This window comes from Micrococcus sp. EWR3.9.1 (genome assembly GCF_052615555.1).
The window spans coordinates 43,436-67,216 of record NZ_JBQXFD010000005.1 but is presented as its reverse complement, the minus strand read 5'-3'; the positions used below and the strand labels follow the sequence as shown (position 1 = coordinate 67,216).

The 23,781-nt window shown below is 75.6% G+C and carries 15 protein-coding genes; 10 read left to right on the top strand and 5 right to left on the bottom strand.

Features of this window, described 5'->3' with window-relative positions; translation table 11 throughout:
• Positions 1–6: 6 nt before the first annotated feature.
• Positions 7–1,401, bottom strand: a complete 1,395-nt coding sequence (gene brnQ, locus ACUJ8O_RS04840) for a branched-chain amino acid transport system II carrier protein (RefSeq protein WP_445373196.1) — start codon at positions 1,399–1,401, stop codon at positions 7–9.
• A 106-nt stretch (positions 1,402–1,507) separates the two neighbouring features.
• On the opposite strand from brnQ, the gene hemB reads away from it, so the two are divergent.
• Both hemB and hemL read left to right on the top strand, forming a co-directional pair.
• The gene (gene hemB / locus ACUJ8O_RS04835) at positions 1,508–2,494 is read left to right on the top strand and encodes a porphobilinogen synthase (RefSeq protein WP_036381100.1); all 987 of its coding nucleotides are present in this window, start codon (positions 1,508–1,510) and stop codon (positions 2,492–2,494) included.
• Entirely contained in the window at positions 2,491–3,816 is a 1,326-nt protein-coding gene (gene hemL / locus ACUJ8O_RS04830) for a glutamate-1-semialdehyde 2,1-aminomutase (protein ID WP_115166077.1), read from the top strand. The genes hemB and hemL overlap by 4 nt, the downstream gene beginning before the upstream one ends.
• Before the next feature lie 28 nt (positions 3,817–3,844).
• Here hemL and ACUJ8O_RS04825 read toward each other — a convergent pair whose 3' ends face one another.
• Positions 3,845–4,531 (bottom strand): exonuclease domain-containing protein, encoded by a 687-nt coding sequence (locus ACUJ8O_RS04825; protein ID WP_206451135.1) that lies wholly within the window; start codon positions 4,529–4,531, stop codon positions 3,845–3,847.
• A 44-nt stretch (positions 4,532–4,575) separates the two neighbouring features.
• Here ACUJ8O_RS04825 and ACUJ8O_RS04820 point away from each other — a divergent pair, with 44 nt between their 5' ends.
• The 3 genes from ACUJ8O_RS04820 to ACUJ8O_RS04810 are packed head-to-tail and all read left to right on the top strand — an operon-like array spanning position 4,576 to position 11,941.
• Entirely contained in the window at positions 4,576–4,986 is a 411-nt protein-coding gene (locus ACUJ8O_RS04820; protein ID WP_036314337.1) for an MGMT family protein, read from the top strand.
• Entirely contained in the window at positions 4,983–8,423 is a 3,441-nt protein-coding gene (locus tag ACUJ8O_RS04815; protein WP_445373195.1) for an ATP-dependent helicase, read from the top strand. The genes ACUJ8O_RS04820 and ACUJ8O_RS04815 overlap by 4 nt, the downstream gene beginning before the upstream one ends.
• Positions 8,411–11,941 (top strand): ATP-dependent helicase, encoded by a 3,531-nt coding sequence (locus ACUJ8O_RS04810; protein ID WP_371506655.1) that lies wholly within the window; start codon positions 8,411–8,413, stop codon positions 11,939–11,941. Before ACUJ8O_RS04815 ends, ACUJ8O_RS04810 begins: the two co-directional genes overlap by 13 nt.
• On the opposite strand, the gene ACUJ8O_RS04805 is transcribed toward ACUJ8O_RS04810, so the two are convergent.
• Positions 11,916–13,022 carry a phosphotransferase gene (locus ACUJ8O_RS04805; RefSeq protein WP_073117089.1) on the bottom strand — a complete coding sequence of 369 codons (1,107 nt, stop codon included), beginning with the start codon at positions 13,020–13,022 and terminating at the stop codon, positions 11,916–11,918. The genes ACUJ8O_RS04810 and ACUJ8O_RS04805 overlap by 26 nt on opposite strands.
• Positions 13,023–13,094: 72 nt before the next feature.
• Between ACUJ8O_RS04805 and nudC the strand changes: the two genes are divergently transcribed.
• Positions 13,095–14,084 (top strand): NAD(+) diphosphatase, encoded by a 990-nt coding sequence (gene nudC, locus ACUJ8O_RS04800; RefSeq protein ID WP_371506654.1) that lies wholly within the window; start codon positions 13,095–13,097, stop codon positions 14,082–14,084.
• Between the two features lie 15 nt (positions 14,085–14,099).
• On the top strand, positions 14,100–16,229 hold the full coding sequence (locus tag ACUJ8O_RS04795; protein WP_036339277.1) for an ATP-dependent DNA helicase UvrD2: 2,130 nt from the start codon (positions 14,100–14,102) through the stop codon (positions 16,227–16,229).
• 42 nt (positions 16,230–16,271) lie between these two features.
• On the opposite strand, the gene ACUJ8O_RS04790 is transcribed toward ACUJ8O_RS04795, so the two are convergent.
• Positions 16,272–17,000 (bottom strand): ThiF family adenylyltransferase, encoded by a 729-nt coding sequence (locus ACUJ8O_RS04790; protein WP_036339280.1) that lies wholly within the window; start codon positions 16,998–17,000, stop codon positions 16,272–16,274.
• A gap of 97 nt (positions 17,001–17,097) precedes the next feature.
• On the opposite strand from ACUJ8O_RS04790, the gene ACUJ8O_RS04785 reads away from it, so the two are divergent.
• Positions 17,098–17,769 (top strand): M48 metallopeptidase family protein, encoded by a 672-nt coding sequence (locus tag ACUJ8O_RS04785; RefSeq protein ID WP_115260867.1) that lies wholly within the window; start codon positions 17,098–17,100, stop codon positions 17,767–17,769.
• Between the two features lie 64 nt (positions 17,770–17,833).
• Here ACUJ8O_RS04785 and ACUJ8O_RS04780 read toward each other — a convergent pair whose 3' ends face one another.
• Positions 17,834–19,234 (bottom strand): zinc-dependent metalloprotease, encoded by a 1,401-nt coding sequence (locus ACUJ8O_RS04780; protein ID WP_036341154.1) that lies wholly within the window; start codon positions 19,232–19,234, stop codon positions 17,834–17,836.
• Between the two features lie 196 nt (positions 19,235–19,430).
• Between ACUJ8O_RS04780 and ACUJ8O_RS04775 the strand changes: the two genes are divergently transcribed.
• Entirely contained in the window at positions 19,431–20,501 is a 1,071-nt protein-coding gene (locus tag ACUJ8O_RS04775; RefSeq protein ID WP_235188208.1) for a YlbL family protein, read from the top strand.
• Positions 20,502–20,611: 110 nt separating this feature from the next.
• Complete coding sequence (locus ACUJ8O_RS04770; RefSeq protein ID WP_445373194.1) at positions 20,612–23,671, top strand: UPF0182 family membrane protein; 3,060 nt, start codon at positions 20,612–20,614, stop codon at positions 23,669–23,671.
• The last annotated feature ends 110 nt before the right edge of the window (positions 23,672–23,781 follow it).

The window sequence follows — 23,781 nt, the reverse complement described above, 5'->3', positions numbered from 1 at the left end:
CCCACCCTAGTCGGCGGCGGTGCGCCCGTGGCCGGCGGTGACCGGGGTCGCCTCCCGCTCGCCCCGGCGCGGGCGGGTCCGCGAGGCGGCGGCCACCGTGCCGACGACCAGCCCGACGAGCGCCGGGACCACCCAGCCGAAGCCGACCGCGTAGCCGGGCAGCACCCGGCCGGCCAGGCCCGTCAGGGCGGTGACGGGCGGCGTCGTCGCGAGCGCCTCCGGCAGGGCGCCCAGCAGGTCGAAGAAGGCGGCGAGCCCCGTGCAGGCGACCACCCAGCGGGCCACCGCCGGGCGGTCCCGCACCCAGGCCCAGGCGAGGCCGAGCAGGATGACGACGACGGCGATCGGGTAGAGGAACATCAGCACCGGGACGGACCAGGCGATGATCGCCTCCAGGCCCAGGTTGGCGAGTGCGAAGGACGCCACGAGGAAGAGGCCCGCCCACAGCCGGTAGGACCCGGGGAACATCTCCGCGAACATCTCGGCGCACGCCACGATCAGTCCGATGCAGGTCTTCAGGCACGCGACGAAGACGATGGCCGCGATGAGGTACGCGCCCGCCGTGCCGAAGAAGTGGCTCGCGCTGCGGGCGAGGACGTCGCCGCCGTTCGTGGCCTGCGCGAACGCGCCGTGGCTCGTGGCGCCGACGTACGCCAGCGAGGCGTAGACCACCGCCATCGCCGCGCCGCCGACCAGCCCCGCCTTGCCCAGCTCCACCGCCATGCGGCGCGGGCCCGTCACGCCCAGGCGCCGGGCGGCGTCGACGATCACGACCGCGAAGGCGAGCGAGGCGAGCGCGTCCATCGTGGCGTAGCCGTCCAGCAGGCCCCGCACGAGCGCCCCGTCGGCGTAGGCGGGGGTCGGCGAGGGCAGGGCGCCCGTGCTCATCGGGGCCACGACGGCGGCCGCCACCAGAGCGCCGAGCAGGACCAGGAACGCCGGGGTCAGGTACCGCCCCACCCACTCCATGAGCCGGCCCGGACGGAACGCCGCGACCGCGGCGACCGCGAAGAACGCCGCCGTGAAGCCGAGCAGCCGCAGGCCGCCGTCGCCCGCCAGGGGCGCGACACCGATCTCATAGGACACCGTGGCGGTGCGGGGGATGGCGAAGAGGGGGCCGATCGTCAGGTACAGCAGGCACGTGAACGCCACGGCGAAGCGCCGGGAGACGGGCGCCGTCATCTCACGGACCGAGCGCGCCCCCGTCACCGCCGAGGCGACGATGCCCAGGACCGGCAGCCCCACCGCCGTGACGAGGAAGCCGAGCGTGGCCGGCGTGACCGCGGCGCCCGCATCCCGGCCCAGGCCGGCGGGGAAGATCAGGTTGCCCGCGCCGAAGAACAGGCCGAAGACGAGCGAGGCCAGCAGCAGGGTCTGACCGGGGCGCAGGCGCGGGGGCATCACGGGCCTCTCGACGGCGGACGGGGCGCCATGACTGTACCCGGCGCGCGGTCAGCCTCCGCGCCTAGACTGGACGGGTCCCCGAACCAGGAGCGTGTGACCCCGTATGTCCTTCCCGCTGCACCGTCCCCGGCGTCTGCGCCGGTCCGCCGCGATGCGCCGCCTCGTCGCTGAGACGCGCCTGCACCCCGCCGAGCTGATCCTGCCGGCCTTCATCAAGGAGGGCGCCGCCGAGCCCGTGCCGATCGCCTCGATGCCGGGCGTCGTGCAGCACACCGCGGACTCGCTCAAGGCCGCCGCGGCCGAGGCCGCCGAGCTGGGCCTGGGCGGCATCATGCTGTTCGGCGTGCCGACCACGCGCGACGCCGTCGGCAGCGCCGCCCTGGACCCGGACGGCGTCCTGAACCGGGCCATCCGGGACGTGAAGGCGGAGGTGGGGGACGGGCTCGTCGTGATGTCCGACCTGTGCCTGGACGAGTTCACCGACCACGGCCACTGCGGCGTGCTCACCGCCGAGGGCACCGTGGACAACGACGCGACGCTGGAGATCTACGCCCGGATGGGCGTCGCGCAGGCCGAGGCCGGTGCGGACGTGCTCGGCCCCTCCGGGATGATGGACGGCCAGGTCCGCGTGATCCGGGAGGCCCTCGAGGGCGCCGGCCACCACGAGACCGCGATCCTCGCCTACGCCGCGAAGTACTCCTCGGCGTTCTACGGGCCGTTCCGCGACGCCGTCGACTCCCAGCTCACGGGCGACCGCAAGACCTACCAGATGGACGCCGCCAACCGGAGCGAGGCCCTGCTCGAGGTCGCCCTCGACCTCGAGGAGGGCGCGGACATGGTGATGGTCAAGCCCGCGATGAGCTACCTGGACATCGTGCGCGACGTGGCGGACATGGCGGACGTGCCCGTCTCCGCGTACCAGATCTCGGGGGAGTACGCGATGATCGAGGCCGCCGCCGCGCACGGCTGGATCGACCGGAAGGCCTCGATCGTCGAGTCCGTGCTCTCCATCCGGCGCGCCGGCGCCGACTCCGTGCTCACCTACTGGGCGGCCGAGCTCGGCCGCTGGATGAAGGAGGGGTCCCTGTGACCGCGTCCCAGCCGACCACCAACGCCGCCGCCTTCGCCGCGGCCCAGGCCGTCATCCCCGGCGGCGTCGACTCACCCGTGCGCGCCTTCGGCTCGGTGGGCGGCACGCCCCGGTTCATGGCCGGCGCACGCGGCCCGTACCTGACCGACGTCGAGGGCAACGAGTACGTGGACCTGGTCTGCTCGTGGGGCCCCATGCTGCTGGGCCACCAGCACCCCGAGGTCGTCGAGGCCGTGCACGCCGCCGTGGACCGCGGCCTCGGCTTCGGCACCTCCACGCTGGAGGAGACCGCGCTGGCCGAGCTGATCGCCTCCAAGGTCCCGGTCGAGCGCGTGCGCTTCGTGTCCACCGGCACCGAGGCCACCATGACGGCCCTGCGCCTGGCCCGCGGCGTGACCGGCCGCAACCTGATCGTGAAGTTCGCCGGCTGCTACCACGGCCACTCGGACGGCCTGCTGGCCGCGGCCGGCTCGGGCGTGGCGACCGCCGCCCTGCCCGGCTCCGCGGGCGTCACCGAGGCCGCCGCCTCCGAGACCCTCGTGGTGGACTACAACGACCGCGCCGCCGTCGAGGCCGTGTTCGCCGAGCACGGTGAGCGCATCGCCGCGCTCATCACGGAGGCCGTGCCCTGCAACATGGGCGTCGTGGAGCCCGCCGAGGGCTTCAACGCGTTCCTGCGCGAGATCACCCGCCGCCACGGCGCGCTGCTGATCTGGGACGAGGTGCTCACCGGCTTCCGCGCCACCGCCACGGGCGGCTGGGGCCTGTCCGGACAGCCCGAGGGCTGGACCCCGGACATCTGGTGCTTCGGCAAGGTGATCGGCGGCGGCATGCCCGCGGCCGCCCTCGGCGGCTCCGCCGAGATCATGGACCACCTGGCCCCGCTCGGCCCCGTGTACCAGGCCGGCACCCTCTCCGGGAACCCGGTGGCCATGGCCGCCGGCCACGCCACGCTCTCCCGCGCCGACGAGGCCGTGTACGCGGCCGTGGCGCGCGCCTCGGACGCCGTGCGTGAGGGCCTCGTGGCCGCGCTCGACGCCGAGGGCGTGGACCACTCGATCCAGCGGGCCGGCACCCTGTTCTCGCTGGCGTTCGGCACCTCCGGCACCGGCGTGCGGGACTACCGGGACGCCCAGGGCCAGGAGGTCTTCCGCTACGCCCCGTTCTTCCAGTCGATGCTGGCCTCCGGCGTGTACCTGCCGCCGTCCGTGTTCGAGGCCTGGTTCGTCTCCGCCGCCCACGACGACGCGGCGGTCACCCGGGTGCTCGACGCGCTGCCGGCCGCGGCGAAGGCGGCCGCGGCGGCGACGCCCCAGGGCTGAGACCCGGGTGCGGGTCGGGGCCGGGCGCTCAGCGCTCGGCCTCGACCGGCCAGTGGCGCGAGACGGTGGCCTGCGGGTCCTTGCGTCGCAGGTACTGCTCGAAGCTCTGCGCCTGCTCGGCCTTCCAGCGGACCTGCCGCTCGTGCAGGTCCGCCGGCGCGACGCGCAGCTGCTCGTACCGGGCGGCCAGGGCGTCGGCCACCTGGACGGCGGCGAGGGCGTCCGCCGCGGAGGTGTGCGCGTTCTCCAGGGTCACCCCGTAGTGCTCGGACACCGCGGAGAGCGTGCGCTTGCCCTTGCGGAACCGGTCCACCTGCTTGTCCAGCACGAACGGGTCGATCACGGGGCGGGCCTCGAGCGGCGTCAGCCCGTGGCGGCGCGCCTCCCGGTCCATCACCGTGAAGTCGTACACGCCGTTGAAGGCCACCACGGGGATGCCCGCGGCGAACAGGTCCCGCAGGGTCTCGGTGATCTCCGTGACGCCCTGCGCGGCGGGCATGCCCTCCGCCTGGGCCCGCTCCGTGGTGACGCCGTGGACCTCGGCCGCCTCGGCCGGGATGGGCACGCCCGGGTCCACGAGCCACTCGGCCGACGACGCGGCGCGGCCGTGCTCGTCCACCATCACCAGGGTGGCGGTCACGATCAGCGCGGTGCGCGGATCACGTCCGGTGGTCTCGAGGTCGAAGCCGGCGCGGATGCTCTCATGCCAAGTCACGCGCCTCACGCTACCCGGACCGGCGGACACGACAGGATGGGGTCGTGACCGATCACCCTGTGCTCCCCGGCGCCCGCCACCGCGACGACGGACCGCTCACCCTCGGCGAGGGGCTCGAGGCGCTCGCCCGTCTGGTCCCGCCCGGACGCGCCGTCAGCTACGGGGGGCTGGCCGGCCTGCTGGGGGTCGGCGGTCCGCGGCAGGCCGGCCGGGCGATGGCCGAATCGAGCCCCGGCACGCCCTGGTGGCGCGTGGTCCGGGCCGACGGCTCGCTGCCTCCGGAGCTGGCCGCGCGGGCCGCCGTCGAGCACGAACGCGAGGCCATGCCCCGCACCCCGGCCGGGCGCGTGGACCTGCCCCGGGCCCGCTGGGAGCCCGACGACGGCGCCGCGCGGGCGATCCGTGCGATCGCCGACCGTATCGTGTCCGGGCCCGGTGCGAGGATGAGGCCATGACCAGGGAACACGGGGTGGACCCCTTCGACGACGACGCGGCGGCGCCGGAACGGGCCGCTCGGCTGGTGCGCACGGCCGCCGCGCCCGAGGACCGGATCACGCTCACGGACGAGCAGGAGGCGATCGCCTCGCTCGCCCCCGGGCACGGCGCCGTGCTCGTGCTGGGCGCCCCCGGCACGGGGCGCACCACCGTGGCGGTCGAGTACGCGGCCCGCCGGATCGAGGCGGGGCTGGACCCCGAGTCCCTCCTGCTGCTGGCCCCGAGCCGGGATGTGGCGGCGCGGCTGCGTGACGCGCTGACCCGCCGGCTCGCCGCCGCCGGTCGGGGCACCCGCGCCGTCACCCCCGTGCGGACCTGGTCCTCCTACGCGTTCGACCTGCTGCGCCGTGCCCGCGTCACGGGACCGCTGAGGCATCTGGAGGTCGCCCCCCGGCTGCTCACCGGTGCCGAGCAGGACACGGTGATCGCCGAGCTGCTCGAGGGCTACGCCGCCGGCCTCGCCGCCGCGCCGGACTGGCCGGACGACGTCGCCCCCGCCGTGGAGGCGAGGGGATTCCGCCGTGAGGTCCGCGAGCTCGTGGACCGCATGAGCGAGCTCGGCCTCGAGCCGGGCCGCCTGCAGGAGCTCGGCACCGCCCACGGGCGCCCCGAGTGGGAGGCCGCGGCCGTGCTGCTGCAGGACTACCGGGACCGGATCGACCTGGGCATGGCCGAGGCGTTCGACGCCGCCGGGCTGCTGTCCGCCGCCGTCCGCGTGCTCACCGAGCGGCATCCGGAGGACCCGGAGCGCGACGCCGCGGCGCAGGCGTTCGTGGCGGAGGAGCGGGACCGCCTGGCCGTGCTCGTGGTCGAGGACCTCCACGAGGCCACCCCCGCCGTGCACGACCTGCTCAGCGTGCTCGGCCGCGGGCGGGACGTGCTGCTCACCGCGTCACCGGACACCACCGTGGAGGGCTTCCGCGGCGCCCGGCCCGACCTCCTCGCCCGGTACCCCGAGGTCCTCGACCCCGATCCCGTGCCGGGGGCCGCCCCGCCCGCGTCCCCGGACGGACGCGTCCGGGTGCTGATGCGCGGGCACCGCATGCGCGCCGAGGTCCAGGACGCCTACCTCCGCGTGGCCCGCCGGGTCCGCCAGCGCACCGCCGGCGTCGAACGGACCCGCACCGAGACCGTCCCGGCGGACGGCGACGGCGCCGTCCGGGCGCACGTCGTGCCCACCCGCGCCCACGAGGACCAGCTCGTCCTCGAACGGGTGCTGCGGGTCCACCACGAGGACGGGGTGCCCCTGGACCGGATCCTTGTGGTCGCCCGCTCGGGCTCCCGTGTGGCCGCGCTCGCCCGTCACCTGGAGGCCGAGGGCGTCCCCGTGCTGCGGGACGCCGCCGGGCTCGTGCTGAAGGAGGAGCCCGCCGTCGCGCCCCTGCTCACCCTCCTGGACGCGGCGGGGGCGCTCGCGGAGGATCCGGAGGCCCGGGTCGAGGACGTGCTCGACCCGGACGAGGTCGTGGGACTGCTCACCGGCCGGTACGGGATGGCCAGCGCGCTGCACGTGCGGCGGCTGCGCCAGGACCTGCTGGCCGCCGAGCGGGGCCGGGGCGGCCGGCGCACCTCGGACGCGCTGCTCGCCGCGGCCCTCCTGGACCCGAGCCTGGCCGGCCCCGAGCACGAGCGGCACCGCGCCCTGCGCCGCGTCCACTGGATGCTCCGGGACGGCCTGGAGGCCGCCCGCGCCCCCTCGGCCTCGCCCGAGACCGTGCTGTGGGCGCTGTGGTCCGCCTCCGGTCGGGCCGAGCGGTGGCGTTCGCTCGCGCTGCGGCCCGCCGAGCACGCGAACGAGCGCCGCGAGTCCCGCCGTGCGGACGCGGACCTCGACGCCGTCGTCGCCCTGTTCAAGGTGGCCGAGCGCTTCGTGGACCAGTTCCCGGGCGCCTCGCCCGAGTCGTTCGCCGTCTACATGGAGTCCCAGGACCTGCCCGTGGACACCCTGGCCCGCCGGGCCGAGTCCGGCGACGCCGTGCATGTGCGCACCCCCGCCGCGGCGGCCGGCCAGGAGTGGGACACGGTGATCGTCGTGGGCCTGCAGGAGGGCGTGTGGCCGAACACCCGGCTGCGCGGCCAGCTGCTCGGCGCCACCGACCTCGTGGACCTCGTGACCCTGCCCGCGGACGCCCCGTGGCCCACGGACCACCGCACCCGGCTGCGCGAGGTGCGTCAGGACGAGCTGCGCATGCTCGCGGCCGCGGTCTCCCGGGCACGGCGTCAGGTGGTCGCCACGGCCGTACGCGCGCCGGATGAGGGACCCTCCGACTTCCTCGACCTGGTGGACCCGCCCGAACGGCTGCCCGCCGAGGCGCGTGACGCCGCCGGCGTCCGGCGGCTCACCGCGGTCCCCGACCCGATCACGGCGCCCGCGCTCGTCGGCCGGCTGCGCCGCGTCCTGGAGGCCGGGGACGAGGCGGACGCGGCCGACGGGGCGACACCCCGGGCGGCGGCGGCCGCCGGCCTGGCGGCCCTCGCCGAGGACGGCGTGACCGTCGCGGACCCCCGACGCTGGTGGGGCCTGCTGCCGCTGTCCACCGAGGCTGCGCTCGTCGACCCGAAGCACGAGGTCGTCGCGCTCTCGCCCTCCCGCGTGGAGACGGCCCTGCGCAATCCGCTGGACTGGGTGCTGTACCACGTCGGCGCGAACGCGGGCGGAACCCTCGCCCAGTCCGTGGGCACGCTCGTGCACTCGGTGGCCGAGCACCATCCCGAGGGCATGCCCGAGGACGTGCGTGCCGAACTGGAGCGCCGCCTGCCCGAACTCGGCCTGCCGGAGGGCTGGATCACGGAGATCGAGCACGACCGGGCCCGCGGCCTGGTGGACGCCTACATCGGCTACTGGAGCATCGCCCGGGCGGCCGGGCGTCGGCCCGTGGCCCAGGAGGTGCGGCTCCTCGCGGACCTGACCTGGGGCGGGACCACCGTCCGGATCACCGGCGTCGTGGACCGGCTCGAGGCGGACGCGCAGGGCCGACCCTTCATCGCCGACCTCAAGACCGGCCGCAGCGCGCCCACCGGTGCGGAGATGGCGCGCCAGCCCCAGCTGGCCGCCTACCAGGTGGCCGTCCGCGCCGGTGGTCTGGAGCAGGTCCGGGACGACCCCGCCACCGACCCCGCCCTGCGCGCCGCGCTCGCCGGGCTGGAGCGGCCCACGACGCCGGCCGGCGCGGCCCTCGTCCAGCTCGGCGCCGGCACCCAGAAGACCAAGGTGCAGGACCAGCCGGCCCTCGAGGACGAGGACACCTGGGCGCTCGAGCAGGTGTTCACGGCGGCCCGCCGCACCACGGGGCCGCGCTTCCTCGCCCTCCACGAGGCCGGCGCCCGTCGGTGCGCGCTGCCCTCCGTCTGTCCGCTCTGCTCCGAAGGAAGGCAGGTCACCGAATGGCCCCGCTGACCGGCGATCCCGCCGCCCCGACCGATCGTCCGCGCGTCGAGGACGCGGTCCACTCCCCGGAGGACATCGCGGCGCGGCTGCGGCTGCCCCCGCCCACGCAGGAGCAGGCCGAGGTGGTCACCGCCCCGCTCACTCCGCGCCTGGTGCTGGCCGGCGCCGGATCCGGCAAGACCGCCACCATGGCCGACCGCGTGGTGTGGCTCGTGGCCAACGGGCTCGTGCGCCCGGACGAGGTCCTCGGCGTCACGTTCACCCGGAAGGCGGCCGGTGAGCTCGCCGAGCGGATCAACGGGCGCGTGGACGCCCTGCTGCGCTCCGGCCTCGAGATCCCCGGCTTCGACGGGGAGCCCGAGGACCTGGGCCGCGCCTCGGTGTCCACGTACCACTCCTACGCGGGCGCGCTCGTCAGGGACCACGGCCTGCGGATCGGCGTGGAACCGGAGGCGCGGCTGCTGGGGGGCGCGGACGCCCACCGGCTCATGGGCGCCGTGGTGCGTTCGCATCCGGTGGTCGCGGACGCCCTCGGCGTGGCCCCGTCCCGGCTCATCACACAGGCCCTGCGGCTGGCCGGGGACATGGCCGAGCACCTGGTGACCGCGGACGAGGTGCGCGGGTTCCTGGCCCGGCTGGCCGAGCAGGGGAGCGCCCTGCCGCTGCCCCCGCGCGCCAAGACCCCCTCGAAGGAGATCCAGGAGTTCCTGACCGGCCTGGCGGACCGCGCCCTCATGGCGGACCTCGTGGCCCGCTACGACGAGGTCAAGCGCGAGCAGGACGTCATGGACTTCGGCGACCTGCTGCGCCACGCGGCGCGCATCGCCGTCGAGGTGCCGGCGGCCGGCGAGCAGGAGCGCGCGCGGTTCCCCGTGGTGCTGCTGGACGAGTTCCAGGACACCTCCCACGCCCAGATGCGGATCTTCGCCGGGCTGTTCGGCCCGCGCGGCCCCGAGGACGACGCGCCCGGGCTGGGGCACTGCGTCACCGCGGTGGGCGACCCCCACCAGTCGATCTACGGCTTCCGCGGCGCCTCCGCCGGACAGCTCTTCGCCTTCCCGCACGCCTTCCCCCGGCTGGAGACCGGTCCCGGCGGCGCCCCGCGGCGTGTGAACGCGGACGTCTCGCACCTGACGATCGCGTGGCGCAACGAGGAGTCGATCCTGGCGGTCGCCAACGCCGTCGCCGCGCCGCTGAACGCCCACGCCGCCGCGGCGGGCGGCGCGCCGGTGGAGGTGCGCACCCTGCGACCCCGACCGGGCGCGGGGGAGGGCGTCGTCCGGGTGGACCGGTTCGTCACCGCGGAGGAGGAGGCCGCCGACGTCGTCGCCCGCCTCGGCGCCCTCACCGGGTCCGGGCCTGGGGGGACCACCCCGAGCCGCGCCGTCCTGTGCCGCACCCGCGCCCAGTTCGGCCCCGTGCTGGACGCGCTCGACGCCGCCGGCCTGCCCTACGAGGTGCTCGGGCTCTCCGGGCTGCTGGCGCTGCCGGAGGTCGCCGAGGTGCTCGCCGTCCTCCACGTGCTGGCCGACCCCACGCGCAGCGACCAGCTCGTCCGCCTGCTCACCGGCCCGCGCTGGCGCATCGGTGTGGCCGACCTCGAGGTGCTCCAGGAGCGCGCCCGGTTCGTCTCGCGGCTGCGGGCCCAGCGGGCCGCCGGTGGGCGGGAGGACCCCGCCGGGGCTGCCCCGGACGCGGCCCCGGACCGGGACGTGAGCCCCGAGGAGGACGCCGACGCCGCCGCCCTGCTGGAGGCCCTCGACTCCCTGCCCGGGGAGGGGACGGACTGGGTCGGCTCCCGCGGCCGCGGCTTCTCACCCGAGGGCCTGGCCCGGCTGAGGGCCGTCAACGCCGAGCTGCGCCGGCTCTCCACGCGCACCGGGGAGGACCCGGCCGACCTCATCGCGGAGGTGATCCGTGAGACGGGGTTGGACGTCGAGGTGGCCCTGCGGCCCGGCGTCTCCGCGGCCGCGGCCCGGCGGCACTTGAACGCGTTCCAGGACGCGGCCCGCGACTTCGGCGCCGGCACCACGGCGACGGACCTGACGGCGTTCCTGGCCTGGACGGAGTCCGTCCTCGAGCACGAGGACGGCCTCGGCGTCGAGAACGCCGAACCCACCCCCGGCCTGGTCCAGGTGCTCACCGCGCACGCCTCGAAGGGGCTCGAGTGGGACGTCGTCGCGGTCCCCGGCCTGCAGGAGGGCACGTTCCCGTCCACGCGGGCGGACCGCTGGACCAGCCCCGGGGCCGGCGCGCTGCCGTGGCCCCTGCGCGGGGACCGCGCGTCGCTGCCGCAGTGGGACGGCTCGTGGGCCCAGGACCAGCGGGACTGGGTCCAGTCGGCCGGCACCAAGTACAGCTCCAAGGCGGCCCAGGAGGGCAACCCGGACCCCTATGCCGTGGCCGTGGCCGCCCACGCCGAGCGCGAGGAGCGGCGCCTGGCCTACGTCGCGTACACGCGCGCGCGATCCGCCCTGTGGCTGAGCACCTCCCTGTTCAAGGGAGTCAACAAGGAGCCCCTGCCGGCCTCGGCCTTCCTCGAGGAGGTGGCCGGTCTGGCGGGGGAGGTGCCCGGCGTCGCGCTCGGCCCCGCCCCCGCCGAGGACGACCTGCCCGAGGCCAACCCCGCCGCGGCCCGGACGCTGGTCGCCCGCTGGCCCTTCGACCCGCTCGACGGCCCGGAGGCCTTCGTCGCCGACCCGGAGGACCCCGAGGACGAGGAACGCTGGCAGCCGCTGCCGCACCGCTCCCGGGCCCGCCGGCACGGGGTGGAGGCGGCCGCCGCGGCCGTGCACGCCGCGGACCCGGCGGCGCTCGGGGACGACCCGGAGCTGGCCCGCCAGGTGGACTGGGTGCTGCTGCGCCGCCGGGACGTCGCCGGGACGGGCGGGGAGACCGCCCTGCCCGAGCACGTCTCCGTGTCCCTCTACGGCGAGCTCGCCGCCGACCCGCAGGCCGTGGCCGAGCAGCTGCGCCGGCCCCTGCCCCGGCCGCCCGCGCACGCGGCGCGACGCGGCACGGCGTTCCACGCGTGGCTCGAGGAGCGCTTCGGGGCCACCGGCATGCTGGACATCGACTCGGCCGAGGACGCCGCGGACCTGTGGGTCGACGAGGCCCTCGACCTCGGCCCGATGCAGGAGTGGTTCCGCTCCTCGCGCTGGGCGGAGCGCACCCCGGCCTTCGTCGAGGCCCCGGTCGAGACGACGGTCGGCGGGATCACGCTGCGGGGCCGGGTCGACGCGATCTACCGCTCCGGCGGGGACCCCCGCCTGCCCTTCGACCCCGAGGCCGACTGGGAGCTCGTCGACTGGAAGACCGGCGCCGTGCCGCGGGGCCGCGACCTCGAGCTCAAGTCGCTGCAGCTGGCCGTCTACCGGCTCGCCTGGTCACGGCTGCACGGGATCCCGCTGGAACGGATCGGGGCCAGCTTCGTGTACGTGGCCCACGGGCAGGAGCGCTCCTTCCCGGACCTGCCGGGGGAGGAGGAGCTCGAGCGTCACATCACGGACGCCCTGGCCCGCCGTTGATCGGCCGCACCACCTCGACGGCGGGCAGCGACCCCGTCTCCGGGTCCGCGCTCCTCACGGCCGCGGCCTCCCGGGCGTCCTCCGCCGCATCCCGGGCGTCCTCGGCGGCGTCGGCGGCCGCGTCGGCCTCCGCCTGGCGCGCGGCCGCCTCCTGCGCGGCGCGCACGTCGCCCTCGAGCTCGGCCAGCATGGCCTCCGCCTCGGCGACCATCCCCTCGTCGTGCCGGTCCAGGCCCCGCGTGAGCCACTGGGCGAGGGCGAACTCGGCGAGCAGCGCCGCACGGCGCATCAGGTGGGCGTCGCCGTCGTCGGCGGCCCCCGCGTCGGCCCGCCGGGCCGCGTAGGCGTCGAGGACGCGGTCGGCCAGGTCCGGGTCCGTGGCGGCGGCCAGCCAGGCGACGTCGTCGGCCGGGTCGCCCACGTGCAGGTCCGTCCAGCCCGTCACGCCCACCACGCGGCCGCGTTCGAGGAGCAGGTTGTCCTCGTGCAGGTCACCATGCACGGGCACCGGGGTGAACCGCCACAGGGGCTCTTCCTCCATGGCCTCCTCCCAGCGGCGCAGCAGCAGGGGCGGCACGCGGCCGGAGGTGGCCGCCTGGTCGAGGGCGTGGAGGTGACGCTGCCGGATCTGCTCCGCCGTGTAGGAGGGCAGGTCCGCGTGGTCCACGACGTCCGAGGGCAGCGTGTGGATCGCGGCCAGCACGCGGCCCACGTCCTGCACCGCGGGCTCGCCGAGTCGGGCCAGCTCCTCCAGGGTGACGGGACGCCCGGGCATGTCCTGGTAGACGAAGGTGCGCAGCCCCTCGAGCCGCACCGCGCCCGCCACGGAGGGCGTGCGGAACGGCAGGCCAGCGCGCACCGCCGGGGTCAGGCCTGCCAGCACCTGCAGCTCCGTCTCGAGACGGATGCCCGCCTCCGGGGTGCGGGGCGAGCGAACCCGCCACCGCTGGCCCTCACCGTCCACGACGACGGCGGTCGAGAAGTCCGCGGGGTCGTCCGGGCTCGCCTCCACGGAGACGGGGGCGAGGCCGGGGACGGCCGCGGCGGCCAGGGCTGCAAGACGAAGGGGCTGACGATCCACCCCTCCAGCCTAGGCGCGGAACGCCCGCCCCCGTCGTCGGGCGCACCGGAGACGGGTCGCTAGCCTGGACGCATGGCTTCCTGCCCCCCGTCGTCGTCCGACCTCACCGCCGCACCGCCGCTGGCCCTGCCGCTGGCCCGCGAGGAGCTGGACCGCGGTGCCGTGGCTCGCCTCGACCCGGGCCACCTGGCGGCGGTCTGGGCGCGCGAGGGAACGGAGGTCCTGTGGCTGCAGGGTGGCCGCGCACCCGTCGCGGACGGCCGGCTCGTCTTCACCGCGCCCTCCGGCCCCGTGCCGGCCGAGGCGGCGTATCTGGGTCGCGGCACCGCGGCGGACCGGGGCCCGCACGGGCGGGAGCGCGAGGTGGTCTCCGTCGCCGTCGAGCCGCCGGCGGCCCTGCCCGAGGACGCGGCCACCGCGCTCGCGGACGCCGTGTGGGTCGGCCTCCGCGACGCGGCCGCCGCCCTCAGCGACGCGGACACCGGGCTGTTCGTGGCCGCCGTCGCGAACGCCAACTGGCACGCCACCCACCGCTTCTGCGCGTTCTGCGGCGGTGCCACGGACGTCGAGGCGGCCGGCTGGGTGCGCCGCTGCCGCGACTGCTCCCGGGAGCAGTTCCCGCGCACGGACCCGGCGGTGATCGTGGCCGTCACCGACCCGGCCGGGCGGATCCTGCTGGGCCGCAACGCGGCGTGGCCCGAGGGGCTGTACTCCTGCCTGGCCGGGTTCGTGGAGCCGGGGGAGTCCCTGGAGCACGCGGTGGTCCGGGAGATCGCGGAGGAGTCCGGGGTCACGGTGACGCAGCCGCGCTACCGCGGCTCCCAGCCGTGGCCCTTCCCACGCTCGCTCATGCTCGGTTTCACCGCGCTGGCCCCGGCCGGCGCCGAGCCGGTCCCGGACGGCGAGGAGATCCTCTCCGTGCGCTGGTTCGAGCGGGAGGAGCTCGCGCATCTGGCCCGCGAGGGCGACGTCACCCTGCCCGGGGCCGTGTCCGTCGCGCGGGCACTCATCGAGGATTGGTACGGTGGGACGCTGCCCGATGCGCAGACCCTGATCACCTAGGAGGACTCGTCCCGCATGAGCACTCCCGACGAGATCCTCCGCGGCCTCGACCCGGAGCAGCGCCGGGCTGCCACGGCCCTGCACGGGCCCGTCTGCATCCTAGCCGGTGCCGGCACCGGCAAGACCCGCGCCATCACGCACCGCATCGCCTACGGCGTCGCCTCCGGCGTCTTCGACCCGCACCGGACCCTCGCCCTGACCTTCACGGCGCGCGCCGCCGCGGAGATGCGCACCCGCCTGCGCGACCTCGGCGTGGCCGGCGTCCAGGCCCGCACCTTCCACTCGGCGGCCCTGCGCCAGCTGCAGTACTTCTGGCCCCAGGCCGTGGGCGGCCCCATGCCCTCGCTGATCGAGAACAAGGTGCGCCTGCTCACCGAGGTCGCCCAGCGCATGCGGATGACCGTGGACCGGGCCGGCCTGCGCGACCTCGCCGGCGAGATCGAATGGGCCAAGGTCTCCCTGCACGCCCCCGAGGGCTACGCGGAGGCCGCGAAGGAGCGGGAGATGCCCGCCGGCTGGACCGCCACCACCGTCGCCCGTCTCTACACGGGCTACGAGGAGGCCAAGACGGCGCGGAACATGATCGACTTCGAGGACGTGCTGCTGATCCTCGTGGGGATCCTGTCCACCGAGCCGCAGATCGCGGCCACGATCCGGGACCAGTACCGGGTGTTCGTGGTGGACGAGTACCAGGACGTCTCGCCCCTGCAGCACCGCCTGCTCGACCTCTGGCTCGGCGACCGCGGCGACCTGTGCGTCGTCGGCGACGCCTCCCAGACGATCTACTCGTTCACGGGCGCGACCTCCCGCTTCCTCACCGACTTCCGTGAGCGGTACCCCGCGGCCACGGTGGTCCGGCTCGTGCGCGACTACCGGTCCAGCCCGCAGATCGTGGAGGCGGCCAACCGCCTGCTGGCGGACCGCACCAAGGCGGGGGAGCGGGACCGCACGATGCCGCGCTGGCCCGACCCCCTCGAGCTCGTCTCCCAGCGGCCGCCCGGTCCCGACCTCGTGTTCGCGGAGTGCACCGACGACGAGGCCGAGGCCGGCTGGGTCGCGGACCGGATCGCGGCGCTGATCGACGACGGCGTGCCCGCCTCCGAGATCGCCGTCCTGTTCCGCACCAACGGCCAGTCCCAGGCCTTCGAGACGGCGCTGTCCTCGGCGGGCATCGGCTACCAGCTGCGCGGCGGCGAGCGGTTCTTCTCCCGGCGCGAGGTGCGCGACGGCATCCTGCAGCTGCGGGCCGCCGCCCGCGCCGCCCAGGACCTGACGGGCGACGACGTCACGGACCGGGTGCGGGACGTGCTCTCCTCGCTCGGCTACTCCGCCGAACCGCCGTCGGCCACCGGTGCGGCCCGTGAACGGTGGGAGTCCCTGCACGCACTCGTCAACCTCGCCGACCAGCTCGCCACGACACGCGGGGCCGAGTTCACGCTGACCGAACTCGTGGCCGAGCTCGACGAGCGTGCCCAGCACCAGCACGCGCCGACGGTGCAGGGCATCACCCTGGCCTCGCTGCACTCGGCCAAGGGCCTCGAGTGGGACGCGGTGTTCCTCGTGGGCCTGTCCGAGGGGCTCATGCCGATCTCCTTCGCGGAGACCCAGGCCGAGGTGGACGAGGAACGGCGCCTGCTCTACGTGGGCATCACGCGTGCCCGCCAGCACCTGTCGCTGACGTGGACGCTCTCGCGGGGCACGGGCGGGCGCTCCACCCGGCGGCCCTCCCGGTTCCTGTGGGCCATCGACCCCACCCTCGGCGGCACCCGCGAGCACGCCCCGGCACGCGGATCCGCGGCCGGCCCGACGGCGCCGCGGCGCCGGGGCGCGAAGGTCGCCGTGTGCCGCACGTGCGGCAAGCCCCTCGAGACGGGAGCCGAGCGCAAGGTCGGCCGCTGCCTGGACTGCCCCGCCACCTACGACGAGGCGGTGCTCGAGGAGCTGCGCGACTGGCGCACCCGCACGGCCGCCGAGATGCGGATGCCCGCGTTCGTGGTGTTCACCGACGCCACCCTCGTGGCCATCGCCGAGGCCATGCCGAAGACCCCGGCAGAGCTCCTGAAGGTGCCCGGCCTCGGCAAGACCAAGCTGGAGAAGCACGGACCGGAGCTGCTCGAGCTGCTGAACGGCACCCCGACGGCCTGAACCGCGCACCCGCGCCCCGTTCCGCCGGCGGCGCCGACCCCGTCAGAACGCCCAGCCGAGCGCGTCCGGGTCGCAGGCGCAGCCGGGCCGGGGACGGACCCGCACCCGGCGCGTGCGTCCCGTCACCCGATCGGCCCGCAGCACGCCGGGGGCCGGTCCGGTCCGCAGCGCGTCCACGGCCAGCACGGCGGCCCGCAGCGCCGCGAGCCCGTCCACCTGTCCCCGGTGCGCCGACGGGCCGGGCGCCGTCGGGGCACCGGGGACGCCCGCCGGGTCCGCGGGCCATCGGCACAGCGGGCACCCGCGCACCCCGGGGGCGCACCACGGCCCGACCGTGACCGCCTTCGGCCCCACCGTGACCGGCAGCAGCGGGTGGTCGGCGGCCAGGGCCTGCGCGGCCAGGTCCGCGTCGAGCACGGGCCCCACCGCCACCGTCGCCTGCCCCACGAGCACCGGCACCGGGCCGTGGTGCGCGTAGAGGCGCAGCCCGGGGGCCACATCGCCCAGCCGGCGCGCGAGCGCACCCGCCCGGGGCCTACCGAGGTCCCCGGGCAGCAGACCGGTCCCCAGATCCGCGGCGTCGACGGGGCGGGGATCCCACAGGGCCAGGCGCAGCGCCCCGGCCCCCGCCAGCGCGTGGGCGATCGCAGCGCCCACCGCGTCGAGGCCCGCCACGTGGACGTCGGTCGGCGGGGCCCACGCCTCCGGCTCCAGCGCTGACGCGGCGGCGTCATGAGGGACGGTGGTGACGGTCTCGGCGACGGTGCGCACGGCTCTCCTCTCGGCTCGGTGCCTCTCACCCTGCCAGGGCACTCCCGGACCGCGCCGGATTGTCCACAGCCTGCGGCCCATGCCGGACAATGGCCGGATGCGCCCTGTCCCGCCCGCCCCCGGCCTCCCTCCGCGTGCCGTCCCGGCCGCCCACCGCGGTCCCTCCCGCGAGAGCACCGACCTGGACTGGGAGGGCACGCCCGTGCGGCTCGTGCGCTCCACGGCCCGCACCCGCACCGTCTCGGCGGCGTGGCGCGACGGCCGCCTGCAGGTCAACGTCCCCGCCCGGCTCTCGGCCGCGCAGGAGCGCGAGTGGATCGGCCGGATGGTCGCGAAGGTGGGCGCACGCGGCGGGACGGGGCAGCCCGCGGCCGACCCGGACGGCGGCCCCGCCGCCGCCCGCTCCGACGACCCGCTCCTGGCCTGGGCGGGACGGCTCTCGGCGGCGCACCTGGGCGGGCGGGCCCGTCCGGTCTCGGTCACGTGGTCGGCCCGGCAGCGCCGCCGCTGGGGCTCGTGCACGCCGGCGCGCGGCACCATCCGGCTCTCGACGCAGCTGCGCGGCATGCCGGACTGGGTGGTGGCGGCGGTGCTCGTCCACGAGCTTGCCCACCTGCTGGAGTCCGGACACGGCCCGGCCTTCCGACGCCTCGTGGACCGGTATCCGCGCTACGCCGAGGCGATGGCCTTCCTCGAGGGGGTCACCTTCGCAGAGGGCCGCGGTCGAACGGCGCCGGACCGGTGGGCGGAGGACGAGGACGCGGGCTGACACGACGGCGGGCGGCCCGCACCCGAGGTGCCGGACCGCCCGCCGCCGTCGTGCCGGGAGGGGCTCAGCCCTCGCGCGGCGCGTCGCCGAAGCCGCCCTCGAGGAGCTTGCGCAGCTCGTCGTCGAGGGACTCGGTGCTGGCGTCCGCGGCGGAGCGGCGCCCGGCGTACCCGGCGGGGTCCTCGAGGTCCTCCGCGGTGGGCTGACGCTCGGGATGGCGCCAGATCTCCTCGCGGTACTCCGTGCCGTGCTCGGCCGTGACGTACTCCCAGAACGCGGCGGCCTCGCGCAGGCGGCGCGGGCGCAGCTCGAGGCCCACGAGGGCGGCGAAGGCCTGTTCGGCCGGGCCACCCGAGGCGCGGCGTCGGTTCATCGTCTCGCGCAGGGCGGCCGCCGACTCGAGCGGGCGCGCGGCCTCGGCGACCACCACGTCCACCCAGCCCTCCACGAGGGCGACGAGCAGCTCCAGCTGGTCCAGCGCGGCCTGCTGGGTGGCGTCCGGGGCGGCGATGAAGGACGCCCCGTCGAACACGGCCTGCAGGGAACCGGGGTCCATCGGGTCCACCGACTGCGCGGCCCGCTCGATGCCCTCGGTGTCCAGGCGGATGCCCGCGGCGTACTGCTCGACGGCGGCGTACAGGTCCCGCTCGAGCCACGGCGAGTGCAGGAACAGGCGCATGCGTGCGGCCTCGCGCAGGGCCAGGTAGATGCGGATCTGGTCGTCCGGCACCGAGAGCCCGTCGCCGAACTCCTCGATGTTCACGGGGACGAGGGCGAGGCGGTGGCCGGCGACGGGCAGGCCGATGTCCGTGCCCGAGAGCACCTCCTTGCCCAGGGCGCCCACGGCGCCGCCGAGCTGCAGGCCGAACATCGTGCCGCCCATGTTCTTCAGCATGGGCTGCAGCCCGCCGAGCAGGGAGGCGTCCATGCCCTCGGGGAGCTGACCCGGCAGCTGCTGCTCGATGGCCGCGGACATCGCCCGGGACATCGAGACGGCCACGGGCTCGGTGAGCCGGCGCCACTGGTCCATGGTCGCCTCGACCCACTCGGCACGGGACCAGGCCACGCCGACGCTGCCGACGGGCTCGGTCTGCGTGACGCCGTCGAGCCACAGCTCGGCCAGCCGCAGCGCCTCGTCCACCTCGCGTCGCGCGAACGAGCCGACGGCCGGGTCCTCGCCGGCCACGGCCTGGCGGGCGGCCTGCTTCGCCAGAGACCAGTTCACGGGGCCGTCCGAGCCGGAGCCGGAGCTCATCATCGCCTGGAACTGGGCCATGGCCTGCTGCATCATGGCCGGATTCAACTGGGACGGGTCGAAGGGCACCCCGCCGGGGCCGCCCAGGCCCTCCATGGCGCGTCGGACGTCGTCCGGGTCGGGGCCCTGGCCGCCGAAGAGCTGCCGCAGCATCTCCTCCAGGGGGTCGCGGCCGTCGTCGGATCCGGGCGTGCGCGCGTCGTTGCTCATGTCTCCAGCGTATCCGCGTCGGCGCGGCGCGCCCGCCCTCCCGACGTCGCGGCGGCGCGGTTCGCCCATGGCGCACGGCGTCGCGCGGGGCAGGCGGGGGTCGCGGTCCCGCGTAGACTGGTGTGACCGTCGCCGCGCGGCACGTGCCCGGCGGCGAGGACGGCCCGATCAGGACCCCCAGGAAAGACGGTGTCGCGTGCGCGCAGTGCCCCCGAGGACCACCCGCGCCGCCCGCGTGCCCTTCTCCGGGTGGCTCGCCCTGGGCAGCGTCGGGCTGACACTGTTGGCCCCCACCCCCTACATCCTCGAGAGCCCCGGCCCCGCCGTGGACCTGCTGGGCGAACGCGAGGGTCGACCCGTGCTGCGCGTCGAGGGCGGCGAGGCGGACCCGGGTGAGGGGACCCTGCACATGACCACCGTGATGGTCGGGGGTCCTCCCATCGGCACCACCTCCCTGCTCGACCTCGGCCGCGGTCTGACGGACCCCGCCGTGGACGTGGTCCCGCGCGAGCTGATGTATCCCACCGGCGTCACCTCCGACGAGGTCGGCGAGGCCAATTCGGCGGCCATGTCGGACTCCCAGCAGACCGCGACCGCCGCGGCCCTGCGCGAGCTCGGACGCGAGGTGCCCCAGCGGCTCGTCGTGCAGCAGCTCGTGCCCGGCGGGCCCGCCGAGGGCGTCCTGCGGGCCGGGGACGAGGTGATCGCCGCCGAGGGACGGCCCGTGGCCGACCTGGAGGCCGTGCGCGCCGCCGTCGGGGCCGCGGGGCCCGACCCGGTCACGCTGACGGTCCGCCGCGACGGCGTGGAGCAGGACCTCGAGGTGCCGGTGGCGGCCGCCCCCGAGGGCGCGCCCCAGCCGTGGCAGATGGGGGCCCTGATCGAGACCGCCTACGACGTCCCGGTGGACGTCGAGCTGACCGTGCCGGACATCGGCGGACCTTCGGCGGGTCTGATGTTCGCGCTCACCGTGATCGAGCGGCTGACCCCGGGGGCGATGACGGGGGGCGCATCGATCGCCGGAACGGGCACGATCACGGGGGACGGCGTCGTGGGTCCCATCGGCGGGATCCCGCAGAAGGTGCGCGGCGCCGCCGAGGCGGGGGCCACGACGTTCCTGGCCCCCACGGCGAACTGCGAGGAGCTGGCCGGCCGTGTGCCCGAGGGTCTGACGGTGTACCCCGTGGATACGCTGGGCCAGGCCCGCGACATCGTCGAGGCGGTGGCCCGGGGGGAGACCCCGGCCGCCGCCCGGACGTGCGGCTGAGCCGACGCACACCAGGACCACCAGACCACCAGACCGGACGACATGTCCGGGGCGCAGCGCCCCGGGCCGGAGCAGAGCCCCGCGGACGCGGGAGGGAAGAGGACAGAGCAGTGAGCTTCGGACAGGGAGGCGGCGGACCGTTCGGCGGACCGCCCCGTGACGGCGGCGGGACCGCCGGGGGTCCGTTCGGCGGGGGCGGGTCCTCCGCCGCGCGGGGCAGGGGCCGGCCGGGCCGGCCGAGCGCGCTCGTGCTGACCATCATTGCGATGGCCGTGCTGGTGGGGCTGTTCGTGGTGTTCACGAACGTCTACACGGACGTGCTGTGGTTCTCGCAGCTGGGCTTCACCGAGGTCTTCTGGACCGAGGTCCTCGCCAAGGCCGCGCTGTTCCTGATCGCCGGGCTCGGGATGGCCCTCGCCGTGTGGCTGGCGATCCGCACGGCCTGGCGCCACCGCCCCGCGGACGCGTCCGCGGCCGCGCGGGACTCGCTCAGCCAGGCCCAGCGCCAGCTCGAGCCCATCCGCCGCCTGGTGTTCCTGGGTGTCCCGCTCGTGCTCGGCGTGTTCGCCGGCTCCACCGCGATGAACGGCTGGAACACGGTCCTGCTGTTCCTGAACCAGGTGCCCTACGGCCAGGCGGACCCGGAGTTCGGCCTGGACCTCATGTTCTTCATGGCCACCCTGCCGTTCCTGACGCTCGTGGTCGGGTACCTGATCTCGGTGGTCCTGGTCTCCGGCATCACCGGTCTGCTCGTGCACTACCTGTACGGCGCGGTGCGCGTGGAGGAGGGCGGCAGCGTGCGGATCACCCCGGCGGCGCGCGCCCACATCGGCATCACCCTGGCCGTGTTCCTGCTGCTGCAGGGCGTCAACTTCTGGCTCAACCGCTACCGCACCACGCAGTCGCAGACCGGCAACTGGGCCGGCGCGCTCTACACGGACGTGAACGCGGTCATCCCGACGTCGGCGATCCTGGCGGTCACGGCCGTGATCGTGGCCGGCCTGTTCGTGTGGACGGTGGTCTCGGGCCGGTGGCGGCTGTCGCTGATCGGCACCGCGGTCCTGGTCATCACGGCGCTCGTGGTGGGCACGGCGTACCCCTTCATCGTGCAGGAGTACCAGGTGAAGCCGTCCGAGCGCACGCTCGAATCCCAGTACATCGAGCGGAACATCGCCATGACGCGCGAGGCGTACGGCCTGGACGACGTCGAGGTGACGAACTATGAGGGCGCCACGGACCCCGAGGCCGGGGCCCTGGCGGGCGAGGAGGCCAACACGGCCAACGTCCGTCTCATGGACCCGAACCTGATCTCCCAGACCTTCGGGCAGCTCCAGCAGTTCCGTCCGTACTACTCGTTCCCCACCACGCTGCACGTGGACCGCTACGAGGTGGACGGCCAGACGCGGGACACCATCCTGGCGGCCCGTGACGTCAACGTGGACGACATGCAGTCGTGGGTGAACCGCCACACCATCTACACGCACGGCTACGGCATGGTCGTGGCCGACGCCTCCGAGGTCGCGGCCGGCGGCCGGCCCCAGTGGCTGCTCTCCGAGATCCCGACGCGCGGGCCGCTGGCCTCCGACCAGGACTACGAGCCGCGCATCTACTTCGGGCTCAACTCGCCCTCGTACTCGGTGGTGGGTGCGCCCGAGGGCGCGCCGGCCGTCGAACGCGACCGGCCGCAGACGGCCGACTCCCAGGAGGACACGGCGTACACCTTCTCCGGCGACGGCGGCCCCTCGGTGGGCAACCTGTTCAACCGGCTCGCGTACGCGGTGAAGTTCGGCTCGCCCGAGCTGGTGCTGTCCTCGGACGTGAACGAGGCCTCGCAGATCCTCTACGACCGCGACCCGGCCGAGCGCGTCCGCAAGGTCGCGCCCTACCTGACGGTGGACACCGCCCCCTACCCGGCGATCGTCGACGGCCGCGTGCAGTGGATCGTGGACGCCTACACGACCTCGGACCAGTTCCCGTACTCCACCGCGCAGCAGCTGGGCGAGGTCACGGTGGACTCCCTGAGCCAGGGCCAGAACCCGGCGCTCCAGGGCCGGGTGAACTACATCCGCAACTCGGTGAAGGCGACGGTGGACGCGTACGACGGCTCGGTGTCTCTCTACGCGTGGGACGACCAGGATCCGCTGCTGCAGGCCTGGCAGAACGTCTACCCGTCCTCGCTGCGCCCGTACTCGGAGATGAGCGCCGGACTCCTGGACCACGTCCGCTACCCGGAGGACATGTTCAAGGTCCAGCGCGAGCTGCTCGGCCGCTACCACGTGACCGACGCGGACGACTTCTACGAGAACAACGACGCGTGGTCCGTGCCGTCGGACCCCACGCGCGAGGAGGACGTCAAGCAGCCGCCGTACTACATGACGCTGCAGATGCCCGGCCAGGACGAGCCGGCGTTCTCCCTCACCAGCAGCTACATACCGCAGATCACGGACGGTGCCCAGCAGCGCAACGTGCTCTACGGGTTCCTCTCCGCCGCCGGCGACGCCGGCACGGGGGAGGACGGCGTGAAGGCCGAGGGCTACGGGCAGCTCCGACTGCTCGAGCTGCCGCGGTCCACCACGGTGCCCGGCCCGGGCCAGGCGCAGGCCAACTTCGACTCGAACGCGGACGTTTCGCGGGAGCTGAACCTGCTGCGCCAGGGCGCGTCCGAGGTGCTCAACGGCAACATGATCACCCTGCCGGTGGCCGGCGGCATCCTCTACGTCCAGCCGGTGTACGTCCGCTCCTCGGGCGGCACCACCTACCCGACGCTGCGCAAGGTGCTCGTCTCGTTCGGCGACAAGGTCGGCTTCGCGGACACCCTCCAGGAGGCCCTGGACCAGGTGTTCGACGGCGACTCGGGCGCGGTCACCCCGGAGGAGAACCAGGCGGAGGCGCCCGCACCGGGCGAGGAGCCGTCGGCTCCGGGCACGGTCGAGGAGGAGCTCTCGGCGGCCCTCGAGGAGGCTCAGGACGCCCTGACCCAGGGCCAGGAGCGTCTGGCCGAGGGCGACTGGGCCGGCTACGGCGAGCAGCAGAAGCGTCTCAATGAGGCCCTGAAGCGTGCCACTGCCGCCGACGACGCCCTGGGCGGTGACGCGCCTGCCCAGGAGCAGGCCCCGGCCGAGGCGAGCCCCGCGCCGTCGTCGAGCCCCAGCCCGACGCCGAGCGGCTGAGCCGGCGCCGGCGGGCCGTGCCCGCCGGACCGTCGACGACGGCCCCGGCCACGCACCGCGCGTGGTCGGGGCCGCTGTCGTCTCGGGGCAGGTGGCCGCCGCATGGCCGC